Below are 12,874 nucleotides of genomic sequence, written 5' to 3' on the forward strand. Positions count from 1 at the left end.
GCATGATCAGCGGGCGCTTGGCCTTCAGGATCATGTCCGCGGCGCGCGCGATCGCGGTCGGGTGCGCGACCGGGATGTCGATCGGGTGCGAGGGGACGAGGTCGGCCTCGGCCTCCTCGGAGGCGATATCCTCGGGCAGCTCCAGCAGCACCGGGCCGGGCCGCTCCTCGGTGGCGACCCGGAAGGCGTCGCGCACGATGGTGGGGATCGAGGAGGCCGAGACGATCTGCCGGGCCATCTTGGTGATCGGCTTCATCGACGAGATCACGTCGACGATCTGGAACTTGGCCTGCCGCGAAGACAGGATGCCCTTCTGGCCGGTGATGATGATCATCGGCATGGCGCCGAGATGGGCGTAGGCCGCGCCGGTGGAGAAGTTCAGCGCGCCCGGTCCGAGCGTCGAGAGGCAGACGCCGGGGCGGCCGGTGAGCCGGCCGTGGGTGGCGGCCATGAAGCTCGCCGCCTGCTCGTGGCGGGTGAGGACGAGCTCGATCTTGGAGGTGCGCAGGGACTCGACGACGTCGAGGTTCTCCTCCCCGGGAATCCCGAAGATGCGGTCGACGCCCTCGTTCTCGAGGGCTGCGACGAGGAGGTCTGAACCCTTTGACATGGGGATGGCCAATTCATTCTCAATGGATCGAGGGCAGGGAATGCGGAGGTCGGGGGCGACGCGTGCAGGGGCCGGCGGCGGGCCGTCGATGGGATCGGACCATCGCCGCATGACGCTCGCCGATGCCGCGCTCGCTTCGCCGGTCCCGGCCGCTTTGGGTCGGGACCGTTCTTGCCGGGACCGTCCGGGTCCCCGGGACCAATGCGCCGGTCGTCAGTCCTTCATCCGGCCGTTGCCGTCGAGGTAGCCGTACTTGCGGGTGTCGGGCATCCACAGCGATGCCAGGAAGGCGACGGAGGCCATGGAGGCGACGTAGTAGAAGAACAGGCTCTCGTTGCCGTAGGACTTGAACGACAGGGCGACGTACTCCGCGGTCCCGCCGAACAGGGCGTTGGCGATGGCGTAGGGCAGGCCGACGCCGAGCGCCCGCACCTCCGCCGGGAAGAGTTCGGCTTTCACCACGCCGCTGATCGACGTGTAGAAGGTCGCGATGACGAGGCCCGCCAGGATCAGGCCGAAGGCCGCGTAGGGGCTCGACACCAGCGACAGCGACGACAGCAGCGGGACCGCGCCGAGGGTCGCGAGCCCGCTGAACAGGATCATGTTGTTGCGGCGGCCGATACGGTCGGAAAGGGCGCCGAACAACGGCTGCAGCAGCATGAACACGATGAGCGCCAGCGTCATCACGGTGGAAACCGACTTGAGGTCGAGCTTCACCGTGTTGACGAGGAACTTCTGCATGTAGGTCGTCATCGTGTAGAAGTAGAGCGAGCCGCCCATGGTGAAGGCGAGCGTGATCAGCACCGCCCGCTTGTGCTGCATGAGGGTCCGCAGCGAGCCGGCGTCCTTGCTCTTCATCGTTTCGTGGGAGATCGACTCCTTCAGCGAGCCGCGCAGCATCATCGCGACGACGGCGGCGGCGGCGCCGATCAGGAACGGCACACGCCAGCCCCAGGCGCGCATCTCCTCACCGGTCAGGGCGTGCTGGAGGGCGAACACGACCAGCACCGCGAGAAGCTGGCCGCCGATCAGGGTCACGTACTGGAACGAGGACAGGAAGCCGCGGCGTCCCTTGCCGGCGACCTCGCTCATGTAGGTCGCGGCCGTGCCGTACTCGCCGCCGACCGAAAGCCCCTGCGCGAGGCGCGCGACGAGGAGCAGGACCGGCGCGAGCACGCCGATCGACTCGTAGGTCGGCAGCAGGCCGATCATGAGGGAGCCGGCGCACATCAGGAGCACGGAGAAGACCATCGACGACTTGCGGCCGCGCCGGTCGGCGATGCGGCCAAAGATCCAGCCGCCCAGCGGTCGCATGAAGAAGCCGACGGCGAAGATGCCGGCCGTCGCCAGGAGCTGACCGGTCGGGCTGCTGCTCGGGAAAAACGCCGAAGCAAAGTAGATCGACGTGAAGGCGTAGGTGTAGAAATCGTACCATTCAACGAGGTTGCCCGACGAGGCAGCGACGATGGCCTTGATCTTCTGACGGTCGGAAGTTTCGGCGGTCGGTATCACTCCCGTCACCGCGGGGACAGCCGTATTCATGTGCGTTCTCCCATCTTCTTGGCTACGGCCCCACAACTTCGGCGGGGCGGGATCGACGCGCTTCCGCTCCCCTGGGCCTTCGGCCTCTTTGGGCAGCATCATCGGGACGCGTGCTACTGCATTGGCAACGGCGATGCCAAATCGAAGAATTCGAGAAATGCGACTGAAATCAGTGGCTTGGTGCCGAGCATCCTACCGCTGCTCGGCAAGTTTCCGCCGCTTGGCTTTCGGCCTTCGGCGGGATTCCGCCGATCGCTGTCGCCTGCAGGTTTGAGGGGGCTGTTTGCGGACCCTAAGGCCTAGCAAAAGGTTTTAAAGCACCCTTCGCTGGCAAACGGACACCTCCGCCTCCCCCCTCGACAAGCTTCCCTCCGAACTCTGCTCTTGATCGGCTGAAAGCAGTTTTTTGGTCTTCGGCCAATTATCTCTAATCGCGAAGCGTCCGCTTTTACTTGTTCTGCGCCCGAAAGCGGACCTACGACATTTCATCTGTGGACGCCCCCTGGAACGCAAGTGGCTTTTGATGGGTAGGCACGATGTCGGTTGCTGCCATCTGTCCGGCCTCTGCTGCAGCCGTGAGCTGCGGGCCCGTATGGGAGTTCGCAGACCGGAACCAAGTCACCCAAGGCGTGCTCGCTGGCACGGTAGAAAGCACCGGTTCTTCCGGCCCCGTCTCGCCGACTGTTGTGCCATACTCTCCTTCGACCGACCTCGCGTCCCCGACAGCCTCTGACGCCGACCCCGGCTCTACGCCGCGGCCACCGCCCGAGCTCGTTAGCTTCCGCCCTTCGCTAGGTGTTTGATCCCGCGATGTGGTGGTACGGTTGACCACCATGCGGCGAGGGATGCGCTATAGGCCGAATTCTCCACGGCAGCGCCCGCACGACGGAGCGGCTGTGACGAAGGTCAAGTGGTCAGTGGCTGCCAGGGTGTGCGGTCGCGAACGATCGCGTTAAGCGTCACCAGAAGCTTTCGCATCACCGCCACGAGGGCAACCTTCCTTGGTCGGCCACGCTGGGTGAGCCGCTCATAGAAGGGCCGGAAAGAAGTGCCTCGTCGGATCGCGGTCAAGGCAGCCATGTACAGCACACCTCGCACAGAGGTTCGTCCGCCCGCGATAGACCTGCGGCGCCGCATCAGGCCCGAGTCGCGGTTGATCGGGGCGATGCCGACGAGAGCCGCGAGCTGGTGGCGCCCAATCGTGCCGAGTTCAGGCAGCTGAGCCAGAAGCGTGCGCGCGGTGACGTCGCCTACTCCGGGGACTGACTTGAGCAACGCCTCGATTTCGCACCAGACCGGAGAGGCCTTGATGGCTTGGCCGATATCGCCGTCGAGCTCCGCCAGCTCCTTCTCCAAGAAGGCGATGTGCCGCCTGAGCCTTCGGATCAGCTGCCCATCGACAGCTTGATCGCGGCAGTTGGTCTCCATGTTGATCATCCCGAGGATCTGCCGCCGCCGGCTCACGAGCTCGGCGAAGTGGCTTCTCTCCGGTTCCGGCAGGGGTCTAGCCGGCGGTCTCATGCGCTCGGCAAAGAGGGCAAACACCTCAGCGTCGAGCGTGTCGGTCTTGGCCAGGCGGCCCATGGCTCTGGCGAAGTCGCGGATCTGGCGCGGGTTGACGATGCAGAGCGGCAGTCCGCCCGCGGCGAGCGCGGCAGCGACGCTCGCCTCGAAGCCGCCAGTGGCTTCCATGACGACGAGGGCAACCGGGCGGTTACTGAAGCGGCGCATGAGGGCCTCGAACCCCTTCACATCCCGAGGGACATGGAAGGCCTCGTCCGAGGGTCTGAGGTGAACGTCGAGACGGTCCTTGGACACGTTGAAACCGACGAAGAGGGTGTGAACTGATGCGGTGGATGCCCCCCATCGACCGGCATCTCGTATGCCTGACGGTTGTAGTGGAACCGATCATAGGGGTCATCGATGACGACGATCAGCATGTTGGCAGTCGATCTGTCGAAGGGCAGCTTTCAAGTCTGCGCCGTAGGTCCGGACGGGACGGTTCTCTATAACCGCGCGCTGTCGCGCTCTCGATTTGCCGCACTCCTTGCTGATCAACCGGCCTGCGTCGTGGCGATGGAAGCTTGTGCGACGTCGCATCACTGGGGTCGTGTGGCCCAGGCGAGCGGTCACGAGGTCCGGCTGGTGCCGGCGGTCTACGTGAAGCCGTTCGTCAAACGCCAGAAGAACGATCGTGCCGACGCGGAGGCGATCCCGCTACGTGCATCTCGCTGGCAAGGACGACGAGACCACCGCCTCGGCCGTGGCCTGCCTCACGGATGCCCTCGGGGCCTTTCCGTTCAAGGTCACGCACGTGCTGACTGACCGCGGCTCCTGCTTCACGGCCGATGCGTTCGAGGCCGCCTGCGAGCGGCACGGTGTGCAGCATCGCAAGACCCGCCCCTACACACCCAAAACAAACGGCATGGTCGAGCGCTTCAACGGCCGCGTCCAGCGGGAGGTGCTGGGGATCACGCTCTACAGCCACGCTGAGCTGGAGATTGTGCTGCGCGGCTTCAACGCGGCCTACAACGGCCGCCGCCAGCGCGTACTCAGTGGGCTCTCGCCCGAAATGTTGCTGCGTCAGCGCCTCGAAACTGATCCCGCATTGGCCAACCCAACCTACAGACCACCCAGTCCTAATCTCATCAAACGCGCCCTCCGCATCGTTGAAGACGCCAAGGAGGTCTCACATCCAGACAACTAAGCCACCATGGCTCGCGATGCCTCGCGTACGTGCCGCGTCGAGGCATCGATGTCCTGCGTTGAGTTAGCGATCGCGCTGACGTTGCGGCTAATCTCCCCCACGGCCTGGGTCATTGCCTGCATGTTGGCCGACATCTCCTGCGCGACGGCAGCCTGCTGCTCGACGGCTGTCGCGATGGCCGAGGAAATCTCGTTGACCTCGCCGATCGTTTGTCCGATGCCGGAGATGGCGGTGGCGGCCTGGTTCGCCGCGGCCTGAGTTTGCGCGATCTGGCTGCTGATGCTCTCGGTCGCCTTGGCGGTCTGCGTTGCGAGGAACTTCACCTCGGAGGCCACCACCGCGAAGCCCTTGCCGGCTTCGCCGGCCCTGGCAGCCTCGATGGTCGCGTTGAGTGCCAGCAGGTTGGTCTGACCGGCGATCGTCTTGATCATCTCGACCACCTCCCCGATGCGCTGCGCCGTGGAGGCGAGTCCGGCGACAACTGTAGAGGTTGCGACCGCCTGCTCGACCGCCCGACCTGTGACCTGCAACGCGCGAGTTACCTGAGCGCTGATCTCGCCAACTGATGCGGCCAGCTCCTCGGATCCGGCTGCCACGCTCTGGGTGTTTCCGGAGGCCTCTTCAGCGGCGCTCGCCGCGCCGACCGCCTGCTGCGACGCTTGGGAGAGGGCGATAGCAATGCCGTCCAAGTCGCGATCGACGCCCCGGTGCAGTTCAGCCCGCCGCAGCCGCTCAGAGACAGCCTCGGTGATGTCGGTAGCGAACTTCACCACCTTTACGAGGCGGCCCGCAGCATCGCGAACCGGATTGTAGGTTGCCTGGATCCAGACCTCTCTACCACCCTTGCCAAACCGTTTGTACTCGGCCTGTTGGAATTCGCCGCGTTTCAGTGTTTCCCAGAAAATGCGGTAGGCTGCATCCTCGCGCTTTGCCGCATCGATGAATATTGCGTGGTGCTTACCCTTGACCTCGTCGAGCTCGTAGCCGATCAAAGCAAGGAAATTGGCGTTGGCCGTAATGACCGTGCCATCGAGATTGAATTCGATAATGCCCTGAGAGCGGTCAAGGGCATTCAGTTTACCCTCGAAGTCTGCGTTACGCAGTGTCTGAGCAGTGACGTCCGTGGCGCATTTAAACACACCGTACGGCTTGCCGTTACGTCCGATGAGCGGACTGTAGCTTCCCTGGATCCAAACCTCGCGACCGCCTTTGCCAACCCGCTTGTACTCAGCGACCTGATGCTCACCTCGGCGCAACGCCGCCCAGAATTCCTTGTAGGCTGGACTTTCGCGCTCCGCCGGATCAACGAAGATGGAGTGATGCTTTCCACGTATCTCGTCGAGCTCATAGCCGAGGAGCGCCAGGAAAACGGGGTTGGCAGTGATGACTGTGCCTTCGAGGCTGAACTCAATCAGTGCGTGCGCACTGTTGAGTGCATTCAGCTTGGCCTGACAATCCGAGCGTGCCGGAAACATTGAGATGCGTATCCCATGATTGAAAGATTGGATCGAATCTGCCATGGAATAGTTTAGATTTTGTTAATTCATACTGACAAAACTGACAATCCGCTGGTTTAAAACCTGGGTTAAACCTTAATACGACTGTCGTGGGCATTGAATGCATAATTCAATAGGTTTTGTGAAAACTGGCTGCTTTAGCAATCCCGAGCCTATCGACCACAGGAACCAGCCCTCTCAGTCTAGATTCAACGTCAGCCTGCTATGCTTACCTGCGCCTACGTCCGGTTTCAGGCTTCACAAAACTGGGAGCGCGGGCTTGAGTGGGGCGCAAGGGGACCCAGACCGCGTGCCTCGCGTATGCACTAGGCTATCACGGCTCTGTCGGATGAGCCGCCATGATGGCGACGGCTAGTGCGTTGCGGAACGTCTTTTCCTGCGGGCCAAGCTCAGTACCGCTCAAGGCAGGCGTCGCCTTCACAATGGATGAGATGTCGAGGCTGTGACCACTCGGGAACCGGTAAACACCCGCTGCCGGGTCCCGCATGTAGGCATCAATCGCCGCAACGATCTCTCGGCTGTTGATGACGGCAGCCTTGCGCAGGTCTGCGAGGGTCGAAGGCTTAGTCGGCATGGTCGCTTTGATCGTTACTAGTGCTGACGGAAACGCTTACCCTAATCGAGCTAACTGCTAATGCCGATCGTCGCTCATGGCATTTGGGTTCTACTCATCTTCGACGCGGAACGACTTCGGCCAGCCGAGTAGCAGTTTGACCATCAATCAGCGAAGCCGCGAATGCCTCGACCAGGGCCGTCTCCAGTCGGTCCGGCGTCATGCGCCTCAGGATCGCGATCGCCTCGGGCTGCGTCATGGCTGGGCGATAAGGCCGGTGCTCGATCAGCGCAGCATAGATGTCACAGACGGTCAGGAGCCGGACCGGATCGGAGATCGCTGCGCCGCTCAATCCATCGGGGTAGCCTGAGCCATCCAGCATCTCGTGATGGTGGCGCGTGACAGTCAGGGCGAGCGCGTCCGTCATCCCCGCGGTCATCAACATTTCATGCCCGAGCGCGGCGTGCGTCCGCATCACCTGCAACTCATCGGCGTCGAGCGTGCCCGGCTTGCGCAGGATCGCCAGCGGGATCTTCGCCTTTCCAACGTCGTGCACCAGAGCCCCGCGGACTAGCGAGGTCCGATCGTCGATCGACAGGCCAAGATGGAGCGCGAAGTGGGCCGCGAGCCCCGCTACCAAGAGGCAGTGCCGGACAGTCATGTCATCATGTGCATGAACGAGCTTGAGCCACGGCCTGAGTCCTCCCATGTTCACTGCGCTGAGAATGGGATCGATCTCGCCGTCGACCGCTTCCAAATCGACGCCCCCGTGGCGAGTGGCCTCAAGCATGTCCGTGAACAGCAAGTCCGCTCGATCGAAGCTGTGCTCAACCAAGAGGTCGGTCATGGCCTTGCCAGGCGCGATCTGACGGAAAAGGCCGGTTATAAGTGCACGTGGGACGGTCTGCGGCGGAAAGCACGCAGTCGCGCCGAGCCGTTCAGCCTGCCTGAGTTCCTCGCCGCGCATCGTCTGCATCACGAAGACCATCGGCAATGGGCGGCCGCCGAGCCGGTTGGAGAGCTTGCCGAGGCAGCGCCTCGCGTCGACGTGTTCCAACGAGACGTCTGCGATCACGCCACGGACGTGATCGAGATCGGTCCAGTCGTCGGCGAGTCCGGCCACCCGGCAATGGGTGACGGGTCGAGCGGCATCCGCGAGAGCACGGCCGCGATCCGGTCTATCGGTCAGCATGACAACGCTGCGAATCGGCATCGCTCACGCTGCCTTAAATCCAAATTGGGTTTCTCTGGCGATGCGAGAACGAAGCTTGGCGTAGCCGGGCGACACCATCGGGTAGTCGCTCGGCAGACCATACCGGCTGCGGTATTCGCCGGGCGTCATCCCATGAGCCGTCAGATGGCGTTTTAGGGATTTGTACGCCTTACCATCAATGAAGCTGACAAGACGGTCGTGCCTGATCGAGGCTGCGATCGCAGATCTGGTCGGTGGGTCTGAAGCAGGGGCTCGAGCGGCGTTGTTCTGCAACGCCGACAACGCCGCATGGATTTCCCTGATAGCCCGCGGCAGATCTGCGGTCGGGACAGCATTGCGCGAGACGTAGGCGGCCAAAAGGGCAGCGGTCTGCTCCACCATAAAGGCAGCGCTTGCATCGGATCGCGTATTGTATGGTTTGATGCTGTACTTCAGTATGTTCATACCTGGACTCACAAAACCGTGCGCTCGGTTTATGTGCCTTGGCCGTTCCATTGAAGGCGGGTAAATCAGACGGTCAGGTCAATTGAGGCGCAAGCCACCGGCTTACGGCCCAGCGAACTTATTCTAGTATATCCGGCGCGCTCGCTATTGATTTGCCTCCGGACGCAGAAAGTCGTGTCCAGACGCGAAGACGAATCAGGAAAGCGGCTCTGAGATGCGGCAGCTGTTAACGACTTCTCAATTGCACCCGAGAGATAGTTTCCAGTTTTGGCAGAGCGCGATCTTCGAGCAGATCGTACCTGTCGAGTTGAAAAAGATCGGCAAGAAGCCATTCGAGGGACGGCTCGAGGGTGCAAATTTCGGCCCGGTGTCGATGACACGCGTCACGCAGAGCGCGATCCGCACCGAGGCGACGCCCGGAACGATCCGACGGCACGACAAGTCCGAGACGGTCTCCGTGGTCGTGATGCTCTCCGGCACGCTGGCCTGTGCGCAGGGAGGACGCGAGTCGATGCAGCGGCCCGGTGAGTTCGTGGTGCTGGATCGGAAGCCGACCGTCATGATGACCAAGGAGCACACCCGTTCGCTGGTCCTGGAGGTTCCTCGCGAACGCCTGGAGCGAATGCTGGGCCCAGTCGCACTGTATTCCGGGCTGACAGTCGGCACCGAGCAGGCGACCACGCCTCTCGTGACGAACTTCGTCGACGAATTGACCCGGATCCAGGGGCGGTTGAGCCCGGATCTCGCCGAACGCCTATCCTCGATTGGGATCGATCTGCTCGTGGCTGGCCTATCGGAGCGCCTAGCTCGAGAGACGCCGAGACCACTGGCGGGCACGCTCCTGACTCAGCGGGCCAAGGCCTATGTCGATGCCCACCTGGGCGATCCGACCCTCGACGCGTCGCAACTCGCAATCGCCATGGGGGTCTCGCTCAGGTGGTTGCAACAGTTGTTTCGAGAGAACGGCGAGAACATCGCCGACTGGATCTGGCAGCGCCGGCTTGAGGCGGCCGCCTCACGGTTGTCCGACCCTGGTAGCATCGGCCTCTCGCTTGGCGCACTGGCATACACCTGTGGCTTCATCAGCCAGTCGCACTTTTCCCGGCGGTTCAAGGATCGCTATGGCATGCCGCCAAGCGAATACCGGGCGAGCGCAATGAAAATGCGATAGAAACGGCGCTCGGGCGAACACGGTGCCAGTGTCTGCTTTCCAACACGGGAAGATACGCCCTGAGTGACGAGGTAGGATTGAATGCGGAACGGCTGAATTTTCAATTTTTATCTACACTGCACTTCATTTGATTGAATTTCCCTCAAATTTCGAGTTGCATCATTAATTTCTTGTAAATGAATCGGTTCAGCGGACGTGTGGCAGTCCGATTGTGTCGCAATTCGCTGATATGATCGATCGGAGTTCACCCGCTCTCAAGGACCACGCGGCATGGTGATCTCCCGAAATCATCGGCGATAGGCCGATTGCGGATTCGCGCTCAAGCTGCCCGGATCTACCCATCGCGAGTCGATCAATGCCGCTTCACTTGGGATCGGTCGTTCCGTGGCGGGGACTGTTTGCGGTCGGGTATCGCGCTCTGCGAAGCCAACGATCAATCGCCGCTCTGGCCTCGCTGCTCGTTTTCGGCCTCGTCCTAGCCGCTTGCCTGCTCGCGAAGGACCTGCGCGACGGTACGATCGAGAACACGGAGCGCGATCTCCGAGGCCTCACGACGCTTCTGGCGGAGCAGGCTGATCGGACCCTCATAGCCGTAGAGGTGGCCGAGGATGACCTGGGACAACGTCTCGCCGATACGGGTGTCGGAACCAGTAGCTCGGACGGAGCAGACGCATGGGCCACGACCATCATTGTTCGCGAGCGCCTCGATGCGGTCGCGTCCGCGCTCCCCCAGATTGTCGCTCTGGCGATCGTCGACCGGCAGGGCGTGATCCTGAACGCGTCCCAAAGTTGGCCGACCACAGACCGGGACGTGTCTGAACGTCCGTTCTTCCGCCGATTGGCCGCGACCTCAGCCACTCGGACAACGATCGTCGAGCCAACGACAGCCGGCGACGGCGTGGCGATGACCCTTCATGTCGCGCGCAGAATTTCTGCCCTCGACGGCTCGACACAGGGCTACATTCTGGCCGCCGTCGACATGCGATACTTCGAGCGCATCTACGCAGACGTATCGCCAATGGAGGCGGACGTGATCTCGATGGTGTCCGACGATCGCACCATGCTGGCTCGCTATCCTTCGCCGTCTGGTGCTATCGGCCGCGTCGTTCCACCCGTCCCGAATCTTCGGCGCTCGATGGGAGATCCCGAGGGCTCCGGTGTCGCTCGGATGGTTACGCCAATTGATGGGCGCGACCGCTACATTGCAATCCGTCCGTTGGACCACTTCCCACTTATCGTCGGCGCGAGTCGCACCGTCGAGGTCGCCCTCACCGCGTGGCGGAGGCAGACATTGGCTCTCGGTGTCACCGTCATCATGCTGGTTGGCGCACTCGTTCTGCTTTTAGGGACAAACGCGCGCCAGATCCGCGACCGAAATCTCCTGGCCAACTCCGAAGCCGCGCGGAAAGCAGCGGAAGCGGAGGCGGTAGCCGATCGTCGGCTCAAAGATGAATATGCCCGTTTCGGAAGCGCACTCGACGGCATGGGTCAGGGGCTATGCGTTTTCGATACCACGGGGCGGGTGCTTTTCCTCAATGCGCGCATGGCCACGCTTTTTGAGCTGCCGGAGGCATTCCGGCGTGCTGGAGCGAATTTGGACGGTCTCCTGACCCATATCCGCGACTGTGCGAGTTATCGGCAGGCCGCCAACTTCGTGTCGGAATTCGGCGCGGTGGCGCAAGCGCGCATGCCCGCGAAGCTGACCTGCCCGATGGCGGACGGGCGCATTCTAGGCGTAACGGTCGAACCTGTTGGTGCCGGCGATCTCGTATGCACTTTTGACGACGAAACCGAGCGACGGCGAGCCGAGGCGCTAATCTCGCACATGGCGCACCACGACAGCCTGACCGGGCTGCCGAACCGAGTACTCTTCAACAAAGCTCTTCAGCAGCTGCTTGTCTCCACAGAGCAGGACCGGCATGGAGTTCTGCTCCTGCTCGATCTCGACGGTTTCAAGCAGATCAATGACATCTACGGGCATCCCTTCGGCGACGCTTTGCTGAGCGCGGTGTCTGACCGCTTGCGCGGTGTGGTCGACGAAGGATGTCTGCTGGCTCGCCTCGGCGGAGACGAGTTCGCCGTAGTCTGCAACGGAGGCGTGCCGGCCGTCCCGGGATTGCAGCCTCTCAAGGCAATTGCCCTCGCCGGACGGATTGTAGCAGCGTTGAAGGAGGCCTTCCAAATCGACGGCGTCGCCGTATCGATCGGTACGAGCATCGGGATCGCTTGCGTCGACGGTGCGGGCCAAACCGTCGAGCGGCTGCTGCGGAATGCGGATGTAGCGCTCTACCGCTCGAAGAGCATGGGACGATCGACATGGTGCCTGTTCGAGCCACAGCTCAATAAGTCTGCCCAAGTGTGTTCTGATATATCTCCCAAGCTTTCCGATCGTGCCGCCTAGCTCGACTTCGTAAAATCGTCGGGAAGTCTGCTTTTGAGGTCAGTGAATCTGTCTTTCCACAGCTTAGATGGATGGTTTGCGGTCTGTCTGCTTCCAAGAGCGAAGGCCTGATTGCAGACGTGCAAAATTGATTGAAAGCGTACTCAGCGTGCGGTTTAGGCGACCCCGACTTCAAGATTGGCCAAGTCTGCGAGCAGCCCTTGCTTGGTCGGTTGCCAACCCAGGCGTTCTCGCGTTTTCTTGAATCGCGCCGAGTTTCCCGGAGGCCGTTTGGTTTGGGTCAGGCTGCCAAGGCTCTTACCTCGGCCCGAGCAAAGTAGCGCGCCTCAGCCTCGGCGGGAGGCACGTTGCCGATGGGTTCGAGCAAGCGGCGGGTGTTGAACCAATCGACCCATTCGAGAGTGGCGAACTCGACGGCCTCGAAGGATCGCCACGGCCCACGGCGATGGATCACCTCGGCTTTGAACAGACCGTTGATCGTCTCGGCCAGGGCGTTGTCGTAGCTGTCCCCGACGCTGCCAACCGAGGGCTCGACCCCCGCCTCCGCCAGCCGCTCCGTGTAGCGCAGGGCGAGGTATTGCGAGCCCCTGACGCCCTTCTGTGTGTCAAGCCGCGATGCGGGTCTGGTTGATCGCCTGCCGCCTCCGGGTAATGAGCGTGAACACCTCACGGGCGATGTAGCGCTTCAGGCAACGGATCGCTTCCAGCTTGGAGTG

9 protein-coding genes and 4 pseudogenes are annotated in these 12,874 nt (G+C 62.3%); 4 read left to right on the forward strand and 9 right to left on the reverse strand.

Going from position 1 to position 12,874, the window contains the following annotated elements; genetic code table 11:
- The 3 genes from ACLBYB_RS31540 to ACLBYB_RS31550 form a co-directional block, all read right to left on the reverse strand.
- Window positions 1-610 (reverse strand): thiamine pyrophosphate-binding protein (locus ACLBYB_RS31540; RefSeq protein WP_447701205.1); only part of this gene is annotated, 610 nt, incomplete at its 3' end.
- A 213-nt stretch (window positions 611-823) separates the two neighbouring features.
- Window positions 824-2,152 (reverse strand): MFS family transporter, encoded by a 1,329-nt coding sequence (locus tag ACLBYB_RS31545; RefSeq protein ID WP_447701206.1) that lies wholly within the window; start codon window positions 2,150-2,152, stop codon window positions 824-826.
- 906 nt (window positions 2,153-3,058) lie between these two features.
- Window positions 3,059-4,036, reverse strand: coding sequence for an IS110 family transposase (locus tag ACLBYB_RS31550; RefSeq protein WP_447701211.1), 978 nt, complete (start codon window positions 4,034-4,036; stop codon window positions 3,059-3,061).
- A 39-nt stretch (window positions 4,037-4,075) separates the two neighbouring features.
- Here ACLBYB_RS31550 and ACLBYB_RS31555 point away from each other — a divergent pair.
- Window positions 4,076-4,384: pseudogene (locus ACLBYB_RS31555) on the forward strand (IS110 family transposase); the annotation flags it as partial.
- Window positions 4,326-4,859: pseudogene (locus ACLBYB_RS31560) on the forward strand (integrase core domain-containing protein); the annotation flags it as partial. The pseudogenes ACLBYB_RS31555 and ACLBYB_RS31560, both read left to right, overlap by 59 nt.
- Here the strand turns inward: ACLBYB_RS31560 and ACLBYB_RS31565 are convergent.
- From ACLBYB_RS31565 to ACLBYB_RS31580, 4 genes are all read right to left on the reverse strand, one after another.
- Complete coding sequence (locus tag ACLBYB_RS31565) at window positions 4,856-6,334, reverse strand: methyl-accepting chemotaxis protein (protein ID WP_447701212.1); 1,479 nt, start codon at window positions 6,332-6,334, stop codon at window positions 4,856-4,858. The pseudogene ACLBYB_RS31560 and the gene ACLBYB_RS31565 sit on opposite strands and share 4 nt — an antisense overlap.
- Before the next feature lie 355 nt (window positions 6,335-6,689).
- Window positions 6,690-6,950 (reverse strand): hypothetical protein, encoded by a 261-nt coding sequence (locus ACLBYB_RS31570; protein WP_234742243.1) that lies wholly within the window; start codon window positions 6,948-6,950, stop codon window positions 6,690-6,692.
- Between the two features lie 94 nt (window positions 6,951-7,044).
- Window positions 7,045-8,142, reverse strand: a complete 1,098-nt coding sequence (locus ACLBYB_RS31575; protein WP_447701207.1) for an HD-GYP domain-containing protein — start codon at window positions 8,140-8,142, stop codon at window positions 7,045-7,047.
- Window positions 8,143-8,145: 3 nt separating this feature from the next.
- Window positions 8,146-8,586 carry a MucR family transcriptional regulator gene (locus ACLBYB_RS31580; protein ID WP_447701208.1) on the reverse strand — a complete coding sequence of 147 codons (441 nt, stop codon included), beginning with the start codon at window positions 8,584-8,586 and terminating at the stop codon, window positions 8,146-8,148.
- 214 nt (window positions 8,587-8,800) lie between these two features.
- Between ACLBYB_RS31580 and ACLBYB_RS31585 the strand changes: the two genes are divergently transcribed.
- Together ACLBYB_RS31585 and ACLBYB_RS31590 are read left to right on the forward strand one after the other, a co-directional pair.
- Window positions 8,801-9,757 carry a helix-turn-helix domain-containing protein gene (locus tag ACLBYB_RS31585; protein ID WP_447701209.1) on the forward strand — a complete coding sequence of 319 codons (957 nt, stop codon included), beginning with the start codon at window positions 8,801-8,803 and terminating at the stop codon, window positions 9,755-9,757.
- Between the two features lie 355 nt (window positions 9,758-10,112).
- The gene (locus tag ACLBYB_RS31590) at window positions 10,113-12,158 is read left to right on the forward strand and encodes a diguanylate cyclase domain-containing protein (protein ID WP_447701210.1); all 2,046 of its coding nucleotides are present in this window, start codon (window positions 10,113-10,115) and stop codon (window positions 12,156-12,158) included.
- Between the two features lie 280 nt (window positions 12,159-12,438).
- Here ACLBYB_RS31590 and ACLBYB_RS31595 read toward each other — a convergent pair.
- Together ACLBYB_RS31595 and ACLBYB_RS31600 are read right to left on the reverse strand one after the other, a co-directional pair.
- Window positions 12,439-12,747, reverse strand: a pseudogene (locus ACLBYB_RS31595) (integrase core domain-containing protein); the annotation flags it as partial.
- A gap of 16 nt (window positions 12,748-12,763) precedes the next feature.
- Window positions 12,764-12,874: pseudogene (locus tag ACLBYB_RS31600) on the reverse strand (IS110 family transposase); the annotation flags it as partial.

This window comes from Methylobacterium sp. D54C (genome assembly GCF_053345595.1).

Excerpts from the sequence above, each read along its gene's own strand:
- ACLBYB_RS31545 (WP_447701206.1), bottom strand. The coding sequence starts at position 2,152 with ATGAATACGGCTGTCCCCGCGGTGACGGGAGTGATACCGACCGCCGAA.
- ACLBYB_RS31575 (WP_447701207.1), bottom strand. The coding sequence starts at position 8,142 with ATGCCGATTCGCAGCGTTGTCATGCTGACCGATAGACCGGATCGCGGC.
- ACLBYB_RS31590 (WP_447701210.1), top strand. The coding sequence starts at position 10,113 with ATGCCGCTTCACTTGGGATCGGTCGTTCCGTGGCGGGGACTGTTTGCG.
- ACLBYB_RS31570 (WP_234742243.1), bottom strand. The coding sequence starts at position 6,950 with ATGCCGACTAAGCCTTCGACCCTCGCAGACCTGCGCAAGGCTGCCGTC.
- ACLBYB_RS31565 (WP_447701212.1), bottom strand. The coding sequence starts at position 6,334 with ATGTTTCCGGCACGCTCGGATTGTCAGGCCAAGCTGAATGCACTCAAC.
- ACLBYB_RS31580 (WP_447701208.1), bottom strand. The coding sequence starts at position 8,586 with ATGAACATACTGAAGTACAGCATCAAACCATACAATACGCGATCCGAT.
- ACLBYB_RS31585 (WP_447701209.1), top strand. The coding sequence starts at position 8,801 with ATGCGGCAGCTGTTAACGACTTCTCAATTGCACCCGAGAGATAGTTTC.